Annotated in this window: 14 protein-coding genes; 8 read left to right on the forward strand and 6 right to left on the reverse strand. The window is 64.3% G+C overall.

From position 1 onward, the window contains the following. From AC1RBA_RS25090 to AC1RBA_RS25110, 5 genes are all read right to left on the reverse strand, one after another. Entirely contained in the window at positions 1–4,056 is a 4,056-nt protein-coding gene (locus AC1RBA_RS25090; protein WP_492420081.1) for a Pls/PosA family non-ribosomal peptide synthetase, read from the reverse strand. Between the two features lie 148 nt (positions 4,057–4,204). Next, positions 4,205–4,909 carry an anaerobic ribonucleoside-triphosphate reductase activating protein gene (locus AC1RBA_RS25095; RefSeq protein WP_070218301.1) on the reverse strand — a complete coding sequence of 235 codons (705 nt, stop codon included), beginning with the start codon at positions 4,907–4,909 and terminating at the stop codon, positions 4,205–4,207. Then, a complete protein-coding gene (gene nrdD / locus AC1RBA_RS25100) occupies positions 4,902–5,099 on the reverse strand; it encodes an anaerobic ribonucleoside-triphosphate reductase (protein ID WP_070218300.1) in 198 nt (65 codons plus the stop codon). The genes AC1RBA_RS25095 and nrdD overlap by 8 nt, the downstream gene beginning before the upstream one ends. Next, positions 5,096–6,844: a ribonucleoside triphosphate reductase gene (locus tag AC1RBA_RS25105; protein WP_070311931.1), complete on the reverse strand. Its 1,749-nt coding sequence runs from the start codon at positions 6,842–6,844 to the stop codon at positions 5,096–5,098. Before AC1RBA_RS25105 ends, nrdD begins: the two co-directional genes overlap by 4 nt. Positions 6,845–6,962: 118 nt before the next feature. Continuing rightward, on the reverse strand, positions 6,963–7,379 hold the full coding sequence (locus AC1RBA_RS25110; protein WP_099408748.1) for a hypothetical protein: 417 nt from the start codon (positions 7,377–7,379) through the stop codon (positions 6,963–6,965). Between the two features lie 161 nt (positions 7,380–7,540). Between AC1RBA_RS25110 and ubiU the strand changes: the two genes are divergently transcribed. The 3 genes from ubiU to ubiT all read left to right on the forward strand — a co-directional run bounded on the left by ubiU (position 7,541) and on the right by ubiT (position 10,112). Beyond that, positions 7,541–8,578 (forward strand): ubiquinone anaerobic biosynthesis protein UbiU, encoded by a 1,038-nt coding sequence (gene ubiU, locus AC1RBA_RS25115; RefSeq protein WP_430886691.1) that lies wholly within the window; start codon positions 7,541–7,543, stop codon positions 8,576–8,578. A gap of 78 nt (positions 8,579–8,656) precedes the next feature. Further along, positions 8,657–9,553: a ubiquinone anaerobic biosynthesis protein UbiV gene (gene ubiV / locus AC1RBA_RS25120; RefSeq protein ID WP_070218297.1), complete on the forward strand. Its 897-nt coding sequence runs from the start codon at positions 8,657–8,659 to the stop codon at positions 9,551–9,553. 76 nt (positions 9,554–9,629) lie between these two features. After that, positions 9,630–10,112: a ubiquinone anaerobic biosynthesis accessory factor UbiT gene (gene ubiT, locus AC1RBA_RS25125; RefSeq protein ID WP_070218324.1), complete on the forward strand. Its 483-nt coding sequence runs from the start codon at positions 9,630–9,632 to the stop codon at positions 10,110–10,112. 22 nt (positions 10,113–10,134) lie between these two features. On the opposite strand, the gene AC1RBA_RS25130 is transcribed toward ubiT, so the two are convergent. Beyond that, positions 10,135–10,398: a heavy-metal-associated domain-containing protein gene (locus tag AC1RBA_RS25130; RefSeq protein WP_070218296.1), complete on the reverse strand. Its 264-nt coding sequence runs from the start codon at positions 10,396–10,398 to the stop codon at positions 10,135–10,137. Between the two features lie 248 nt (positions 10,399–10,646). Here AC1RBA_RS25130 and AC1RBA_RS25135 point away from each other — a divergent pair, with 248 nt between their 5' ends. From AC1RBA_RS25135 to AC1RBA_RS25155, 5 genes are all read left to right on the forward strand, one after another. Next, positions 10,647–11,516, forward strand: coding sequence for a substrate-binding periplasmic protein (locus AC1RBA_RS25135; RefSeq protein WP_070289790.1), 870 nt, complete (start codon positions 10,647–10,649; stop codon positions 11,514–11,516). A 270-nt stretch (positions 11,517–11,786) separates the two neighbouring features. Continuing rightward, entirely contained in the window at positions 11,787–13,469 is a 1,683-nt protein-coding gene (gene aspT / locus AC1RBA_RS25140; RefSeq protein ID WP_070289788.1) for an aspartate-alanine antiporter, read from the forward strand. 56 nt (positions 13,470–13,525) lie between these two features. Further along, positions 13,526–15,214: an aspartate-alanine antiporter gene (gene aspT / locus AC1RBA_RS25145; protein WP_070289786.1), complete on the forward strand. Its 1,689-nt coding sequence runs from the start codon at positions 13,526–13,528 to the stop codon at positions 15,212–15,214. A gap of 69 nt (positions 15,215–15,283) precedes the next feature. After that, the gene (locus tag AC1RBA_RS25150) at positions 15,284–16,894 is read left to right on the forward strand and encodes a bifunctional aspartate transaminase/aspartate 4-decarboxylase (protein ID WP_070311935.1); all 1,611 of its coding nucleotides are present in this window, start codon (positions 15,284–15,286) and stop codon (positions 16,892–16,894) included. Positions 16,895–17,072: 178 nt separating this feature from the next. Then, the gene (locus AC1RBA_RS25155; protein ID WP_230506248.1) at positions 17,073–18,482 is read left to right on the forward strand and encodes a TolC family protein; all 1,410 of its coding nucleotides are present in this window, start codon (positions 17,073–17,075) and stop codon (positions 18,480–18,482) included.

Below are 18,482 nucleotides of genomic sequence, written 5' to 3' on the forward strand. Positions count from 1 at the left end.
TCAGCTACGCAAAGGCGCGGCCGGACATCCCGCCCAGTTGCTGCCGGCGGGGATGTGCTCGCCCTTCATCACCAGGGTCAGCGGTCCCAGGCGCGCATTGTCGCCCACCTTGGCGCTGTACAGCACGGAGCTGCGCGGCCCCATGTAGACGCGCTGGCCGATCTCCACGTGGTCGATCTTCATCACGCGGTCTTCGAACAGATGCGTTTGCGGGCAGGTGAGCGCATTCAATTCGCTGTAGTCGCCGATGTGCACGCAGTCGAACTCCGTGATGTCCGTCGTGTCCATGTAGACGCCGCGGCCGATCTTGCAGCCGAACAGGCGGAAGGCCAGCGGCAGCCACGGCGTGCCGCGCAGGTAGCGCATGAAGTTGGGCACGGCGATGCCTTCATACAGGTTGGTCACGCCTTCCGAAATCCACACGAACGGCGTCCACATGGGCGCCGCGTGTTTGCGGTAGCGTCCCAGCAGCAGCCACTTGAACAGCACGACCACCAAAAAATTGCCGATGCCGTAGGCGATGCCGGCGATCGCCAGGTCGCTCACCACTTCGCCCCAGCGCCCGGCGCCCGCGATGGGCATCACGTCCAGCACCAGCGTATAGCCGACGGCGATCACCACGGCGTGCGGCGCGACGATGCGGAACGCTTCGATCAGGCTGCGGCCCAGGCGGCGCAGCAGCGACGGCTTGAACGTCAGGTGCTCGGCAAAGCCGCTGACCTGTTCGCGCGCGGGCAAATGCATGGGCGGGGAACCGAGCCAGGTATCGCCGCTGTGCATCTGCTCATTGCGCGGCGCGTGCGTGTGCACGCCGATCAGCACATGTTCGGGCAGCACGGTGCCGTCCGGGATATAGCTGCCGTTGCCGACGAAGCTGCGGTGCGAGACGACGGTGGGGCGCATGGTCATCCAGCCGCCGTCGATCTGCTCGTCGCCCAGCATGACGGCGTCGGCGATGAAGGTGTCGTCGCCCAGTGTCAGCATGTCGGGAACCACGCCCAGCGCCGTGGAAATCTCGGCGCCCTTGCCAACCTTGGCGCCCAGCAGGCGGTACCAGTACGGCGCGTACACGGTGGCGTAGATGCCGTGCAGGACGTTCAGGCTCGATTCCTGGATATGGCTGACCAGCCACTTGGCGCAATAGATATTGCTGTGCACGGGCGAGCTGCCCGGCTTCAGGCGCGGCAGCGCGCCCCAGCGGATGGCGGCCGACAGCAGGGCCGTGAGCACGATCAGCACGGCGCTGGCGGGAAAGGCCAGCAGGAAGTAGCGGGCCAGCTGGGTCGTCACGTCGCGCCCTTGCAGCCACGGCATCATTTCGCGCTCGTCGAACCAGTCGATCAGCACGAAGCTGGGGAAGACGGGCATGAAGAACAGCACGGCGATGAGGACCATGCCGAAGCAGAAGAACACGGTTTCGCCCGTCAGGCGCAGGCGCGAGACGGCGGGGCGCGGCGGCTGGCTGGCCCGGTCATAGGGGCCGATGTCGCGCGCGGGCGACCCCGTCCAGACGCGCCCGGCCGGCACCGAAGCGCCGTCGGCCAGTGCCGACTGGCCCTCGAGGTGACCGAAGGCGCCTACTTGCGTATTGCCTTCCAGGATAGCGTAAGAGCTGATGCAGGCATCGTCGCCGATGCTGATCTGCCCCAGCAGCAAACGGCCCCGTTCCACGCGGGCGTTTTCAAAGTTGACGGCATTGCCCACGCTGACGTTGTCGCCGATGGACAGCAAGTCGGGCGCGCGCAGGGTCATCGAGCCGATGACGACTTCCTTGCCCACTTTCGCGCCCAGCGCGCGCAGCCACCAGCTGTTCAGGGACGAGCCGCTGAGCAGGTAGGCGGGCGCCGATTCGACCAGGCGGTCGGCCAGCCACCAGCGGTAATAGGTGACGCCCCACAGCGGATAGCTGCCCGGTTTCAGACGCCCGGCGATCAGCCACTTGCCGGCAATCGCAATGGCAAATTCGGCCAGGGTCGCGAGCAAGAACACGCCGATCGAGGCGGCGATGGCGCGCGGCACGGTGTCGCCCGTGTCGCCCGTGAAGAAGTGATAGGTGAAGAACGGCGCCATCCACTGCGCCATGCGCAGGGTGACGAGGCCCGGCACGGCCGCCGCCTGCGCCGCGCCGCAGACCCAGCGCTTCCAGGCCGACGGCGGCGTCCAATCCGCTTCCGGCGTGGCCAGCGCGGGCGCCTCGCTCAAGACGGCGGCGATCTTGCCGATCTGCCGGTTCTGGTAAATGTCGCGTACCGTCATGTGGGCGTAGGCCGGATCGGCGCGCAGGCTCGACGCCAGGCGGGCGGCCAGGAAGGAGTGGCCGCCGAGGTCGCTGAAGAAGTCCAGCTGGCGCAAGATGGCCTGACCGGGGAACAGCTTGGCCAGGGCCGCGAACAGGGCCGCTTCGGCCGGCGTTTCCGGCACGTCCGAGATCCCCGCCTCGCCGGCCGGCGGGGCAGACAGGGGCATGGCTTTCAAGGCTTTTCTGTCGATCTTGCCCGAGGTCAGGCGCGGCATCAGCGGCAGCAATTCAAAGCGGCCCGGCACCATGTAGGGCGGCAGGTGCAGGTTCAGGGCCGCGCGCAGGGTTTTTGCCGCCAGGGCGTCGCCGGGCGCCTCGTCGCTGCCGACGATGTAGGCCACCAGCTGGTCGATGCCGTCATCCTTGCGCAACAGGACGGCCACCGTGCCCACGCCCGGCTGCTGCGCCAGCACGGCTTCGATCTCGCCCAGTTCCACGCGGAAGCCGCGTATCTTGACCTGGTCATCGGCGCGGCCCAGGCACAGCACCTGGCCGTCCGCATCGATGCGGGCCAGGTCGCCCGTGCGGTACAGGCGCGCGTCATCGTCGCTGCTCGCCCACGGGTTGGGCAGGAATTTTTCCACCGTCAGATCGGGCCGGCCCAGGTAGCCCTCGGCCAGGCCGGGGCCGATGATGCACAGTTCCCCCGTTTCGCCGCGCGCCAGCAATGTCAATGGGCGGTTTTCACCCGGCTCGGCCACCTGCAGCACCAGCAAGCCGTAGTTGGGCAGCGGCGTGCCGATGGTGACGGGTTCGCCGGGGCGCAGCCGCGCCAGGCTGCACGAAACGGTCGCTTCCGTGGGACCGTAGGTGTTGAACATGGCGCGGCCCGGGCGCGACCAGCGCTCGACCAGGGACTCGGGGCACATCTCGCCGCCCAGGTTGATCAGGCGCAGGCTCGGTACTTCCTCGGCGAACAGGGCCAGCAGGGTCGGCACGGCATGGAGCACGGTGACGTGGTTGGCGGCCAGCGCGCGCGGCAAGGCTTCCGGGTCGCCCGAAATCTCCTTGGGCCCCAGCCACAGGGTGGCGCCCACCAGGTAGGCGATCCAGATTTCCTCGAACGACATGTCGAAGGCGACGGAAAATCCCTGGTAGACGGTGTCGCTTTGCGTCACTTCCAGCACGGCGTTTTCGCTGCGCAGGAAGTGGCAGATGCTGCGCTGATTGATCAATATGCCCTTGGGCTTGCCCGTGGAGCCGGACGTGTAGATCACGTATGCCGGGTGTTCGGGCAAGACTGTGCCGCGCGCGGGCAGCAGTTCGCCCGGCGCGGCGGGGGCCAGCAGGCTTTCCGCGGTCCACACGGGACGCTGGACGCCAGCCTGCTCCAGGCGCGGCGCGAACTGCGCGCAGCTGACGACGCCAGCGCCATTGGCGTCGTCGAGGCACACCTGCAGGCGTTCGACGGGCGTGTCTTCATCGACGGGCAGCCAGGCGGCTCCCGCCTTGGCGATGGCCGCCTGCATCAGCAGCAGATGCGCGCCGCGCGGCAGCCACAGGCCCACGATGTCGCCGGGCTTGACGCCGGCCGCCATCAGGCGCGACGCCGCCAGGCCCGCCTGCGCATCGAGTTCGGCATACGTGATGCGGCGCGCGCCGTCGATCAGGGCGATTTGTTCGGGACAGCGGCGCGCCGTCGCTTCCAGCAGGTCGGCCAGCACTTCCTCGCGCAGCAGATCCGGTCGCGGCGGGCCGTACAGGATGTCGGCGTGGGTGGAAGGGATGCCTGGGCTGACTGCGGTGAAATCGTTCATGGATGACGCTTATCTGTAATGCGGTGTGAGGAATCTGACGGGCTGCGCATGGTGCGCGGCACAGTTGATACATTACAGCACGCAAGACATTTCAGCGTTGCAGAACGGGGAATTTTGCGGGACTTTCAATAATTATGTGGCTGCACGATCAACTGCCATGATTACGGAATGTAAAACGGGGAAACATGGCGCCGATTTGCGCCACAGTAGCCGCCGCCGGATAGCCGTGCAGGGGGCGGCCGGACAGCGCCGCGTCCGCGCAGCCTTCGGCGCGGAACTGCTGCAGCACGTAGTTATCGACGCCTTTCGCGGCCAGGGCGGCGGCCAGGGACAGCAGCTGTGCGTCCGGCAGCAAGTCCGGATGGGTGGTGGTGCGGCATTCGTAGGCGACGCCGCTGGCGAGGATGGCGTCCAGGCAGGCGCGCGCCGGGTCGCCGCTGCCGGCCACGCGGGTCACATGACGATAGTCGGCAAACGGCGCCTTGATGTCGAAGCCGACCCAGTCGACCAGGGGCAGCACTTCCTGCAGGCGCTGCGGATAGATGCAGGCCGTGTGCAGGCCGATGCCGAAACCCAGCGCCCTGACGTCCAGCATGGCGCGCGCCAGCGCCGGGTCCATGCATGCCTCGCCGCCGCTGAAGACGACGGCGTCGACGAGGCCCACGCGGCGCCGCAGCCAGGTCAGTACGTCCTGCCACGGCATGGCGCCTTCGGGCGTGCGCGCCTGCAAATGCGGATTGTGGCAATAGCCGCAACGCCAGGGGCAGCCCTGCACGAACACCACGGCAGCCAGCTTGCCCGGGTAGTCGGTGGCGGAAAAGGGCGTCAGGCCGCCCACTTTCAACTCAGCCATGGCAGGCCGGCTGGCCAACCCGGGCGCTCGCTTCCGTAAAATACTGGCGCTCGTGGAATTCGCCCTGCTTGCCGATGTTGAACGAGGCGACGGGGCGGTGATAGCCCATCACGCGCGTCCAGATTTCGCAGCGCTGGCGTTCGCTGTCGAGCAGGGTGATGGCGGGAGTGAAGTCGGGACGTGCATTCATGGCGTTTCCTCAAGTGATGGAGCAATGTGGGCCTGCTTGCGGGCGATCAGCTCCGCGTCGCAGGTGGGGCAGAATTCATGTTTCCCGGCCAGGTAGCCGTGGCGCGGGCAGATGGAAAACGTGGGCGTGACGGTGATGTAGGGCAGCGAGAAGCGGCTCAGGGCGCGTTTGACCAGCTCGCGGCAGGCGTTCGCGTCCGACAGCGCTTCCGTCATGTACAAATGCAGCACCGTGCCGCCCGTGTATTTGCGCTGCAGCGCGTCCTGCAATTCCAGCGCTTCGAACGGGTCGTCCGTGTGGCCGACGGGCAGCTGCGACGAGTTCGTGTAATACGGATTGTCGACGGTGCCGGCCTGCAGGATGGCGGGATAGCGCTTGCGGTCTTCGCGGGCGAAGCGGTACGTCGTGCCTTCGGCCGGCGTCGCTTCCAGGTTGTACATATGGCCCGTCTCTTCCTGGAAGGCCACCATGCGGGCGCGCACGTGGTCGAGCAGGCGGATCGCCAGCGCATGGCCCTCGGCGGACGTGATGTCCCAGGCGTCGCCGCTGAAATTGCGGATCATCTCGTTGATGCCGTTCACGCCCAGGGTGGAAAAGTGGTTGCGCAGGGTGCCCAGGTAGCGCTTCGTGTACGGGAACAGGCCCTGCTGCATCAGTTCCTCGATGGTGCGGCGCTTGATTTCCAGGCTGGTCTTGCCCAGTTCCAGCAGGCGGTCCAGGTCCGCCATCAAGGCCGCTTCGTCGCCGCGCCACAGGTGGCCCAGGCGTGCGCAGTTGATCGTCACCACGCCCAGGGAGCCCGTCTGCTCGGCGGAGCCGAACAGGCCATTGCCCCTTTTCAGCAGTTCGCGCAAGTCCAGCTGCAAGCGGCAGCACATGGAGCGGATCATGTTCGGCTTGAGTTCCGAATTGATGAAGTTCTGGAAGTAGGGCAGGCCGTAGCGGGCCGTCATTTCGAACAGGCGTTCCGCGTTTTCGCTATGCCAGTCGAAATCCTCGGTGATGTTATAGGTGGGGATGGGGAAGGTGAAGACCCTGCCCTTGGCGTCGCCCGCCATCATGATCTCGATGTAGGCGCGGTTGATCATGTCCATCTCCGCCTGCAGCTCGCCATAGCTGAAGTCCATTTCCCGGCCGGCGATGACGGGAATCTGCTCGCGCAGGTCGTCCGGGCAGACCCAGTCGAAAGTGAGGTTGGTGAACGGCGTCTGCGTGCCCCAGCGCGATGGCACGTTGAGGTTGAAGATCAGCTCCTGCATGTACTGGCGCACGTCTTCATAGCGCAGGCTGTCCTTGCGGATGTAGGGCGCCATATAGGTATCGAAGGAGCTGAACGCCTGCGCGCCGGCCCACTCGTTTTGCAGGGTGCCGAGAAAATTGACGATCTGGCCGATGGCGCTCGACATGTGCTTGGGCGGGCCCGATTCGATCTTGCCCGGCACGCCGTTCAAGCCTTCATGCAGCAGGGTGCGCAGCGACCAGCCGGCGCAATAGCCGGCCAGCATGTCGAGGTCGTGGATGTGCAGCGCCGCTTCGCGGTGCGCCGCGCCCACTTCCGGCGGATACACCTGGTCCAGCCAGTAGTTGGCGATGACCTTGCCCGATACATTGAGTATCAGGCCGCCCAGCGAGTAACCCTGGTTGGCGTTGGCGTTGACACGCCAGTCGCGCCGGTCCAGGTATTCATTGATGGATGCGGCGACATCGACCTGGCCGCGTGTGGGGGAAACTGCATTTGTCGTCATGAAACCTCCAATAAACACAACATGCGGTGTTTTTATGGAGATTAATCACTAAATATAGTGGCGTCAAAGGGCGCGTGCAGTTGCGTGACGAATCCTTGATGCAGGTGAAAAATCCACGTCAGCCGCTTTTGTTCCAGCGCGTTTCGCGCAGGATCAGCCAGCTCGCGCAAAAGAACGCGGCGCCGCAGGCGGCCACGCTGGCGACGGAGGCGGGCAGCACGTGCATCCAGATTTCCAGCGGCGTGTAGGTGCTCCAGCTGGCCACGCGCGCGTCGAAGGTGACGTAGTTCGCCAGCAGCCAGTAGACGGCCAGCAGGCCCGTGCAGATGGCGGCCTGACGCAGCAGCGGCATCTTGCGGCGCGCGAACACGGCCAGCAGGAACAGCAGCAGCACGCCCGGATACGCGCCCAGCACTTCCGGCGACAGCACGGAGATGGTCCCTGCGTCATAGCCATCGGGCGGGCCGGCCCACTGCACCTGCAGCGCGGTGAGGAACAGGGTGAGCAGGAAAATCAGCAGCGGTTTGCGGGTCATGGCGGGCAATCGGATAGGGAAAAAGTGGGGCATTTTACAGCCAGGTCAAGCAAGTTGAACGCGCGCCAGCCATGCATGCATTCCTTCACCTGTGTCAAGGACTGGGCGGTATGGGCGGGGCTATAGTCTGCACCCTGAGCCGATACAGGACTGTGAATATCATGATGCTTGAATCAACTACCGCCACCCGCGTGGCCGGACCGCTGGAACTGGTCTGCCCCGCCGGCAGCCTGCCCGCCTTGAAAGCGGCCGTCGACAATGGCGCCGACACCGTGTACCTGGGTTTTCGCGATGCCACCAATGCACGCAATTTCGCCGGCCTCAATTTCGACGAAAAGGCCATCGCCGAGGGCGTGCGCTACGCCCACCAATATGGACGCAAGGTGCTGCTGGCGCTGAATACCTATCCGCAGCCGCACAACTGGGCCGTGTGGCGCAGCGCCATCGACCGCGCCGCGCAAGCCGGCATCGACGCCATGATCGTCGCCGATCCGGGCTTGATGGCGTATGCAAGCGAGCATCACCCGCAGCTGCGCCTGCACCTGTCCGTGCAAGGCTCGGCCACCAACTACGAAGCGATCAATTTTTACCAGGAACACTTCGGCATCGCCCGCGCCGTGCTGCCGCGCGTGCTGTCGATGGCGCAGGTCGAGCAACTGATCGCCAAGACGGACGTCGAGATCGAGGTCTTCGGCTTCGGCAGCCTGTGCGTGATGGTCGAAGGGCGCTGCGCGCTGTCGTCGTATGCGACGGGCGAGGCGCCGAACACGCACGGCGTGTGCTCGCCGGCGAAATCCGTGCGCTGGCTGGAAACGCCGAACGGCCTCGAATCGCGCCTGAACGGCGTGCTGATCGACCGCTACGCACCGGGCGAAAACGCCAGCTATCCGACCCTGTGCAAGGGGCGTTTCGAAGTCAACGACGAAGAGTATTACGCCATCGAGGAGCCGGCCAGCCTGAACACGCTGGCGCTGCTGCCGCAGCTGATCGCCATGGGCGTGCGCGCCGTGAAGATCGAAGGGCGCCAGCGCAGCCCCGCGTATGTGGCGCAGGTGACGCGCGTGTGGCGCGAAGCGATCGACGCCTGCCGCGAAGGCAATGCGCGCTACGCCGTCAAGCCGGGCTGGATGGCGGCCATGGACAAGCTGGCCGAAGGCCAGCAGCACACCTTGGGCGCGTATCACCGCTCCTGGAAATAGCAAAACCTGCTGCGCTTCTCGGCCCCGCCGCGAGCCGCTCGCTACGGTTTTGTCACTTAAAAAAATATTGGAAAAGGCATGCTAAAACTCTCTTTGGGTCCCTTGCTGTACTACTGGCCGCGCGCCACCGTCTTCGAGTTTTACCAGCAGATCGCCGGCACCGCCGTCGATATCGTGTACCTGGGCGAAACCGTCTGCTCGCGCCGGCATGAGCTGCGCCTGGCCGACTGGCTCGATATCGCCGACATGCTGGCCGCCGCCGGCAAGGAAGTGGTGCTGTCGACGCAGGCGCTGATCGAGGCGGGCGCCGAACTGGCGACCCTGCGCCGCATCACGGGCAATGGGCGCTACGGCGTCGAGGCCAACGACATGGGCGCCGTGCATTGCATGGAAAAGGGCGCATCCTTCGTCGCCGGCCCCCATTTGAACCTGTTCAATGGCCCCAGCCTGCAACTGATGGCGCGCCTCGGTGCGCGGCGCTGGGTGATGCCGCTGGAAATGGGACAGACGGCGCTGGCCGAGATGCAGCGCCAGAAACCGGAAGGGCTGGAGACGGAAGTGTTTGCCTACGGACGCATGCCGCTGGCGTTTTCCGCGCGCTGCTTCACGGCGCGCAACCGCAACCTGCCGAAGGACGACTGCGGCTACAGCTGCCTGGAAGAGCCGGACGGGCTGCTGCTGCGCACGCGCGACGAAGTGCCCTTCCTCGTACTCAATGGCACGCAGACGCAGTCGGCGCTCGTCTACAACCTGGTGCGCGAACTCGACGCCATGCGCGACATGGGCGTGTCGGTGGCGCGCATCAGTCCGCAAGCCATGCACACGGAACAGGTGATCGCCATCTTCGACCGCGCCCGCCGGGGGCAGGTCAGCGGCATCGGCGCCCAGGCCCAACTGGCGGCCTGCCAGCCGGCCGGCGCCTGCGACGGCTATTGGCACGGCCAGCCCGGCATGGAACAGCACGCCGCCCATTGAACGCATCGAAAGGAAGAACATGCAAGATCAACTGGAAAGATTGCCCGTCCCGGTCCCGGTCCCGGCCAAGCCTGCCATGAGCAAGCCCGCCGTGTCGTACCGGCTGCCCGAACCGCTGGCCGAATTGCTGTCCAAGCTGCCGCCGTATCCCGCCTCCTGGCTGTTCGTGCAAGGCTTGAACCGCCTGCTGGCGCCGCAATTGCCCGACGACGTGCGCTGCAGCCTGGAGGGGCGCAGCCTGCGCTTGCGCTTGCTGGACGCCGGTATCGCCTTCGATTTTGAGTGGCAGGGCACGGTGTTCGTGGCCGAACGCTATGTCGACGTGCCGGACCTGTGCATCGCCGCCAGCGTGCATGACTTGATGCTGCTGGCGCGGCGCCAGGAAGATCCGGACACCTTGTTCTTCAGCCGCCGTTTGAGCCTGGAAGGCGATACGGAGCTGGGCTTGCTGTTCAAGAATACGCTCGATGCCATCGAATTGCCGCCGTTCGACCTGCAGTCGCTGGGACCGCGTCGCGTGCTGGCGCATTTGCGCGACCGGGGCGCGCGGGGAGGCTGAGCGGAAAAGGGGAGGCGGGCGCTCAGTGGCGGCAGTGGCCGCAGGCGCCGCTGCACGATGGCAATTGTTCTTCATCGGACGCCTCGCCCATGAAGCCGGCGTCGTTGACGGCGGTCAGCAAACGTTCCTGCGTGGCCAGGCGTTCGTCGAATTGCACCGTGGCGCCGTGGCGCGCCAGCGAGACGCAGACGGTGGCCACGCCTGTGACGGCCTCAAGTGCGCCCGTCAATCTGTCGGCGCAGCCTTCGTGATCCATTCCAATAATATTCAAGCGCGCTGTCTGCATGTGGTCCTCTTGTTTTTCAGATAAAAAAACAGCGTAGGCGAGGGGCGCGCATGCCGTCCAGAGCAGCACGCAAGATTTATTTTCTATTTACGGTTTTATTGATCTGGATTAATTTGCACCGCTCCACTCCCGCCTGAATTGCTGTTGTTTTGTACACAGTTTCCATAATCCAGTCGACAAGCGTGCCCCGCTGCGCGATACTGTCATTCTGATAAGAACGCTGATGAAAGCGCTGGAAAGGAGGGGCCATGCAGCGCCGCCCCCTGCTCATGCTTGCCGCCCTGTGGCCGTTGGGCGCTGCCGCCGCCGGCACGTCGCCGCCGCTGCAGCTCGTGTATCCGCGCCATCAGGCGCTCGATGATCCGCAGCAAGGTTATGTGACGGCCTTGCTGCAAATGGCGCTGTCGCGGTCGGGCCATGCCTATGCCTTGCGCCGCTCCGCACTGCGCATGGTGCAGACGCGCGCCATGCAGGAAATCGCCATGGCGTCAGGCAGCGTCGATGTCGTCTGGGCCATGACGAGCCGGGCGCGCGAAACGCAATTGCTGCCGGTGCGCATACCGATCGACCGCGGCCTGATCGGCTGGCGCGTGGCCCTGATCCATGCCCGCCAGACGCAGCTGCTGCGCGGCGTGCGCAGCGTCGCCGCCCTGGCGCGGCTGTCTGCCGGCCAGATGCGCGACTGGCCCGACTGCGCCATCCTGCAGGCGAACGGCTTGCGCCTCGATACCTCGAGCACCTACGAAGGCCTGTTCCAGCAGCTGGCGGCGGGGCGCATCGACTACTTTCCCCGCTCCGTGATCGAGGCCCAAAGCGAGCTGGCCAGCCACGCGCAATTGCCGCTCGCGCTAGACACCCATCTGGTCTTCCGCTACCCGGCCGTACTGTACTTTTTTGTCGGCAAGCACAGGCCGGAACTGGCGCGCCACATTGAACTGGGACTGGAAACCATGCTGGCCGATGGCAGCTTTGCGCAGCTGTTCCAGCGCCATTTCGGCCGTCTCGCGCAGGGCCTGAATCTGTCCCGGCGTTACGTGCTGGAGCTCGTCAATCCTGACCTGCCGGAGGAGACGCCGCTGGCGCGCAAGGCACTTTGGTATCGTCCAAATCATTACTAATGGTTTAGTTGAGCTATGTCAAATGACTGCTTCAATCGTGCGCAGGATGTTTGAGGAAACGCAAAGCGAGTTCAACAGAACACCTGTTGACACTTATAAAATTTTCGCCGAACATCATTCCATCTTGCAACACTTTGCAATACTTTCCCAGCGATAGCCGCCATGGCGGCTGTCGTGCGGACCCGTGCGCCCGTTCAACGGCAAGCCGCCGCCAGCCACCGAACGCTGTGCTCCCTTGTAACCATCCGTTATCTTTTCGAAGGTTTGCCCATGCTCGATTCGATCGCGTCGGTATTGCACCAGGTGCCGGAATTGGCCCTGTTCCTGGCGCTGGCGCTGGGCTACGCGGTAGGGCAGATACGCTTCGGCCCGATCCAGCTCGGCGGCGTGTGCGGCACCCTGATCGCCGCGCTGCTGATCGGCCAGCTTGGCATTACCCTGGACGCCAGCGTGAAAAACGTTTTCTTCATGCTGTTTATCTTTGCCCTCGGCTACGCGGGCGGTCCCCAGTTCTTTGCCAACCTCAATGCCAAGGGCTTGCGCCTGGGAATACTGTGCCTGATCGAAGTGGTGGTGGTGCTGGCGCTGGTGCTGCTGGCCACGCGTTTCCTGGGCCTGGACCAGGGGACGGCGGCCGGCATGATGGCGGGCGCGGCGACGGAATCGGCCGTCGTCGGCACAGCCACGGACGCGATCTCGAAGCTGGCGCTGCCGACGGCCCGCATCGCCGAGCTGCAAGCCAATGTGGTCACCGCGTATTCCATCACGTATATCTTCGGCCTGATCGCCATCGTCATCGTCACCAGCCAGATTTTTCCGCTGTTGTTGCGCGTCAATCTGCGCGAGGAAGCGGACAAATTATGGGAAAAAATGGGCGGCGCGCAGGCGGGCGCCGACGATTTGCAGGCGACGCCGGAAATGGTCGGCCGCGCTTACCGCATCAGCCGGGGCGCGGGACGCCGCCTTGATGCCTTGCAGCATATTTTTGCGGGCCGCGCCAGCATCACGCGCGTGCGCCGGCATGGCAAGGTCTTGCCGTTGGAGCCGGCACTGCGCCTGCGCAATAACGACGAAGTGCTGGTGATCGGCCACCGTCCCGCGCTGGTGGCGGCCGAAGCCATCCTGGGCGAGGAATTTGCCGACACGACGGGCTTGAACATGGCCGTCTCCGCCGTCGAAGTGGTGCTGCAGCAAGCCGCGCTGGTCGGCCAGCCCTTGCGCCAGCTGGCCTTGCCCACCGGCGTGCATGTGGCGGCCGTCATCCGCGGCGAGCACAGCATGCCGCCCTTGCCCGACCTGGCCCTGCAGCGCGACGACGTGCTGCGCCTGTACGGCACGACGGAAGGACGCGAACTGAACACGGCGCTGTCGGCCATCGGCAAGCGCGTGCCCACGGGCGACCGCAGCAATATCGTCTACGCCAGCATTGGCATCGTGCTCGGTGTGTATATCGGCGGCTTTACCGCCAGGCTGGGCGGCATTCCGTTTTCGCTGGGCACGGGCGGCGGGGCCTTGCTGACGGGGCTCGTATTCGGCTGGTACCAGGCGCGAAAACCTGGCATGCCGGGCATCCACCCCAGCGCGCTCGACATGATGAAGGATATCGGCCTGGCCACCTTCATCGCCTGCGTGGGCCTGGCGTCGGGACCGCAGGCAATCGAGCTGGTGCGCCAGTACGGCTTGTCGCTGCCGCTGATGGGCGTCTTGATCGCCGTCATCCCCGCCTCGCTGTCGTTGTTGGTGGGCCACTTTTTCCTCAAGCTGGAAGCGCCCGTGCTGCTGGGCGCCATCGCCGGCCAGCAGTGCAGCACGCCAGCCTTGTCGGCCGTGCAGAACGCGGCCGGCAATTCCACGCCCTTGCTGGGCTACACGATTACCTATGCCATCTCGAACGTGGTGCTGCCTCTGCTGGGGCCGCTCATCGTGGCCCTGGCCGGGTCCGTTCATGCATGAGCAGCTTGCAAGAGCACAGGCAGTAAAGAATTCCTTCAACACGAAAGGCGGTCCGCATGGAATGGTTGCATGAGTTATTCAAGAAGTCGCCCGAAATTGCCTTGTTTCTCTCCCTGGCAGTGGGCTACTACATCGGCAAGATCAAGTTCGGCTCGTTTCAGCTGGGCGGGGTCGCCGGTTCACTGCTGGTGGCGGTCCTCGTCAGCCAGGTAGGCGTGGCCATCGATCCCGGCGTCAAGTCGGTACTGTTCGCCCTGTTCATTTACGCGGTCGGTTATGAAAGCGGACCGCAATTCTTCAATTCCCTGGGGCGCCAGTCCGTGCGCGAAATCATCCTGGCCGTCGTGCTGGCCGTGACGGCGCTGCTGACGGTGGTCATCATGGCCAAGGTGTTCGGCCTGGACAAGGGCCTGGCGGCCGGCGTGGCGGCGGGCGGCTTGACGCAGTCGGCCATCATCGGCACGGCCGGCGACGCGATCACCAAGCTGGGCCTGGCGGCCGACGAGGTGGCGCGCCTGCAGGGCAACGTGGCCGTCGGCTATGCCGTCACCTATGTGTTCGGCTCGTTTGGCGCCATCATCGTCTGCGTCAATATCTTGCCGAAACTCATGGGTCGCACCATCCGCGAAGATGCGATCAAGGCGGAAACGGCGCTGCAGGCGGGCGTGCAGGTGCTGGGACCTGGCCAGACGCCGGCCGCGCCCGACTTGATCGGCCGCATCTACGACGTGGGTCCCGGTGCCGGCCGCACCGTGGAAGAGATCGAAAGCGCTCATCCGAATACGGCCATCACCATCGAGCGCGTGAAACGCAATGGCCAGATCATCGACGTCAGCCCGGACCTGGTGCTGGCCGCCGACGATATCGTGCTGTTGGTGGGCCGCCGCGAAGCCATGCTCAGCGTGTCTTCCCAGCTGGGCAAGGAATTGCTGGCCGTCGAAGGCATGGAACTGGTGATGCAGCGCCGCGACATGGTGCTGACCAACAAGGCTTACCACAACAAGACGGTGGGCGAAATCCGCAGCGCGACGGCGCCGGGCGTGCGTCACGGCATCTTTGTCGTGCAGCTGAGCCGCATGGGCAAGATCCTGCCCATGCAGCCGGAAACCGTCGTGCAGACGGGCGACGTGGTGACCATCTATGGCGCCGAGCAGGACGTCAAGCGCGTGGCGGCCGAAGTGGGCTACATGATCGTGCCGAGCGCCAAGACGGATTTCGTCTACATGGGCGCCGGCCTCGTCGTCGGCCTGCTGGTGGGCTTGCTGGTGGCGCGCATCGGTTCGATTCCGCTGACACTGGGCAGCGGCGGCGGCGTGCTGCTGTCGGGTCTCGTGTTCGGCTGGTTCCGCGCCAAGCGCCAGACCTTCGGTTACATGCCCAGCGGCGCCGTGCAAATCCTCAAGGATCTGGGCCTGGCCGGCTTCGTTGCCGTCGTCGGCCTCACGTCCGGCCTGCAAGCCGTGCAAACCGTGCGCGAACACGGCCTGACGCTGTTCGGCGTGGGCGTCGTGGTGACCATCCTGCCGATGATACTGACCATGCTGATCGGCCGTTACATCTTGCGCTATGACAACGTGGCCGTGTTTGCGGGCGCCTTGTCCGGCTCGCGCAGCGCCAATCCCGCGTTCGGCGAAGTGCTGAACGCGGCGCAAAACTCGATTCCCACCGTACCGTTTGCCATCACGTATGCCCTGGCCAACGTTTTCCTGACCTTGCTGGGGCCGCTGATTGTGGCCTTCGTCTGAGTCTGCATGTATGTGCAAGCACCTTTGCAAGAACCCTCAAAATTATCAGTCTGATAAGGAGTAGCAAAAATGGATTTCAGTAACCCAAGCAAACTCGCCCTGTTGAGCCCCTTCGAATTGAAGGATGCGCTGATCCAGACGGCCAAGCAAAGCAACCGCCTGATGCTCAATGCGGGCCGCGGCAACCCGAATTTCCTGGCGACCACGCCACGCCACGGCTTCTTCCAGTTCGGCCAGTTCGCCATGACGGAAGCGGAGCGCTCGTATGTGTACATGGATGACGTGGGCGGCTTTCCCACGCGCGAGGGCATCGAGGCGCGCTTTGAAATCTTCGTGCGCAAGCACGAAGGCAACCCGGGCGCGCATTTCATCGAGGCGGCCGTGTCGTACGTGCGCGACCAGCTGGGCCTGAGTGCGGGCGACTTCATCTATGAGATGTGCGAAGCCATCCTCGGCTGCAACTATCCCGTGCCGGACCGCATGCTGCGCCTGTCCGAGAAAATCGTCGGCCAGTATATCCACCGCGAAATGATCGGCGACCATCCATTCGTCGGCAACTTCGACATGTACGCGGTCGAAGGCGGCACGGCGGCCATGACCTATCTGTTCGCCAGCCTGAAATCGAACCACATCATCCAGGAAGGCGACACGATCGCCCTGGGCATGCCGATCTTCACGCCCTACATCGAGATTCCGCAGCTGAACGATTACAAGCTGAACACCGTGCACATCGATGCGCCGCAATCGAACAACTGGCAATTTACCAAGAAGGAGCTGGACAAGCTGCTGGACCCGAAAGTGAAGGCTTTCTTCCTCGTCAACCCCAGCAATCCGCCATCCGTCAAGATCGACGACGAGACCCTGGAATACATCGCCAAGATCATCAAGAAGCGCCCGGACCTGATCATTTTGACCGATGACGTGTACGGCACGTTCGCCGACAATTTCGTCTCGCTGTTCGCCATCTGCCCGTTCAACACCATCCTCGTATATTCGTTCTCGAAATACTTCGGCGCGACGGGCTGGCGCATGGGCGTGGTGGCCACGCATGAAAACAATGTGCTCGACGACAAGATTGCGAAGTTGCCTGAAACCATCAAGAAGCAGCTCGATGCGCGCTATCACTCCATCACGACGGAACCGCGCCAGCTGAAATTCATCGACCGCCTGGTGGCCGACAGCCGCACGGTGGCGCTGAACCACACGGCCGGCCTGTCCACGCCCGTGCAGGCGCAGATGACCCTGTTCTCCTTGTTCTCGCTGATGGATGAAGAGCAAAAGTACAAGCAATCGATGAAACGCATCGTGCTGCGCCGCAAGGAAGCGCTGTACCGCGAACTGGGCTTGCCGATGGTGCACGACGCCAATTCCGTGCGCTACTACCATCTGCTGGACATGGAATCCTTGGCCGCGCAGATGCATGGCGTGGAGTTTTCGCAGTGGCTGCTGAAAAAACTCAAGCCGAACGAAGCGCTGTTCCGCCTGGCCGAGGAAACGGGCGTCATCCTGCTGCCGGGCCGCGGCTTCGGCACCACGCATCCGTCCGGCCGCGTCTCGCTGGCCAACCTGAACGAATACGACTACGCCAATATCGGCCGCGCCATCCGCAGCATGGCGTCCGAGTTCTTTGCCGTGTTTGAAAAGGAAAAGGAAAAGGGCGGCAAGAAGGCGAAGAAGTAAGCCGCTAGCCGTGTAGTCTGACAAAAACGGGCGCCCCGCATGAGGCGCCCGTTTTTGTCTGTCAGCTTGCGTAACCAATAGTGCAGGCTGGAATGGACATCCGTGGATATAATTGCTATTGTGAAAGTATAAACATGGCAACCCCGTGCTTTCCCCTCATTCATTGACTGGACGCTACATGGGCAGATTGCAAGGACATTTATCATTATTGCTGGCGAGCGCGCTGGGCGCGGCCATGCCGGCCCTGGCGGAACCTCTGACATTCAGCGAAGCGCTGCAGCAAGCGGCAGCCGCTTCGGGCGCCGTGCAGGGCGCCGCGCTCGACGTGCGCGCAAAAACCCTCAAGGCGGAGGCGCTGTCGAATATCGACGGCCCTTCCGTGGACTTGACGGCGTTTCGTGGCCGCCTGTCGACGGACTTGAACATCGATACGAGCGGCTTGTCCGGCGTGGTGGGCGGCATCGAGTCCGTGCTGCCATCGATTCCCGGCTTGCCCAAGCCACAGATTCCCAATTCCCTGAGCCGCGAAGTGGTGACGGACCTGACCTCGTTCGGCTTGCTGGGCATGTGGCCCATCTACACGGGCGGGCGCCTGGACGCCGTCAAGGGCCTCGCTTCGAGCCTGACCCTGGCCGCGCAGGCGGAGCGCACGGAAGCGGAAGAACAGCTGGCGACCCTGGTGGCGCAGCGCTATTTTCAATTATTGCTGGCGAAGCGGGTGGTGGCCGTGCGGGCCGAAGTGACGGCCGGCGTGACGCAGCATCAGCGCGACGCGGCCAAGCTGGAAAAGGGCGGCCTGATTTCGCGCGCGGAACGCCTGCGTGCCGACGTGGCCCTCGACAGCGCCCGCAGCGACGAGGCGCAGGCGCGCAGCGATGAGGAAATCGCCCAGGTGGCGCTCGACCGTTTGCTCGCCGTCAACACGCAAGTGCGGCCCAGCACTCCCCTGTTCGTCAACAGCCTGCCGGTGGGTACCTTGCAATCGTTCATCAGCACGGGCATGCGCGAAAATGCGAACTGGAAAAAGATCGACAGCAAGCGCGTGCAGGCCGAGCAAGCCTTGAAGCTGCATGGCAAGGAGTACGCGCCCACCGTGTTTGCCATCGGTAACTACAACTTGAATCGCGGCAACGAAAAACTCGTGCGGTCGAACTGGGCCATCGGCCTCGTCGTGGCCGTGCCGCTCGTGCACCGCATCAACACGGGCAAGATGATCGCCGCCGCCAAGCTGGACCAGGAGCGCGTGGAAGTGGTGGCGCGCCAGGCCGAGCGCGACATTCCCACCCTGATCGAAAAGAACTGGCGCGCGCTGGAAAACGCCCGCATCCAGTACCTGTCCACGGCGTCGTCGGTGGAGCTGGCGCGCGAAAATATCCGTTTGCAAACGGTCGCTTTCCAGCAAGGACAAGTGACGTCGCTGGAAGTGGTCGACGCGCGCCTGAACCTGGCCAAGGTCGAGACCCAGCGCGCGCAGACTGCCTATAACTATGTGATGGGCCTGGCGCAATTGCTGGAAGCGACGGGCGAGACGCAGCGCCTGGGCAGCCTGGCCGCTGCGGCCGATATCCAATTACCTGTGGACAAATAA

This window comes from Janthinobacterium sp. GW823-FHT03B06, assembly GCF_058796955.1.

Coding starts and splice junctions, on each gene's coding strand:
- AC1RBA_RS25130 (WP_070218296.1), bottom strand. CDS start 10,398: ATGCAGACAGCGCGCTTGAATATTATTGGAATGGATCACGAAGGCTGC.
- AC1RBA_RS25135 (WP_070289790.1), top strand. CDS start 10,647: ATGCAGCGCCGCCCCCTGCTCATGCTTGCCGCCCTGTGGCCGTTGGGC.
- AC1RBA_RS25090 (WP_492420081.1), bottom strand. CDS start 4,056: ATGAACGATTTCACCGCAGTCAGCCCAGGCATCCCTTCCACCCACGCC.
- aspT (WP_070289786.1), top strand. CDS start 13,526: ATGGAATGGTTGCATGAGTTATTCAAGAAGTCGCCCGAAATTGCCTTG.
- AC1RBA_RS25110 (WP_099408748.1), bottom strand. CDS start 7,379: ATGACCCGCAAACCGCTGCTGATTTTCCTGCTCACCCTGTTCCTCACC.
- AC1RBA_RS25155 (WP_230506248.1), top strand. CDS start 17,073: ATGGGCAGATTGCAAGGACATTTATCATTATTGCTGGCGAGCGCGCTG.
- ubiV (WP_070218297.1), top strand. CDS start 8,657: ATGCTAAAACTCTCTTTGGGTCCCTTGCTGTACTACTGGCCGCGCGCC.
- nrdD (WP_070218300.1), bottom strand. CDS start 5,099: ATGAATGCACGTCCCGACTTCACTCCCGCCATCACCCTGCTCGACAGC.
- ubiT (WP_070218324.1), top strand. CDS start 9,630: ATGAGCAAGCCCGCCGTGTCGTACCGGCTGCCCGAACCGCTGGCCGAA.
- AC1RBA_RS25095 (WP_070218301.1), bottom strand. CDS start 4,909: ATGGCTGAGTTGAAAGTGGGCGGCCTGACGCCCTTTTCCGCCACCGAC.
- AC1RBA_RS25105 (WP_070311931.1), bottom strand. CDS start 6,844: ATGACGACAAATGCAGTTTCCCCCACACGCGGCCAGGTCGATGTCGCC.
- AC1RBA_RS25150 (WP_070311935.1), top strand. CDS start 15,284: ATGGATTTCAGTAACCCAAGCAAACTCGCCCTGTTGAGCCCCTTCGAA.
- aspT (WP_070289788.1), top strand. CDS start 11,787: ATGCTCGATTCGATCGCGTCGGTATTGCACCAGGTGCCGGAATTGGCC.
- ubiU (WP_430886691.1), top strand. CDS start 7,541: ATGATGCTTGAATCAACTACCGCCACCCGCGTGGCCGGACCGCTGGAA.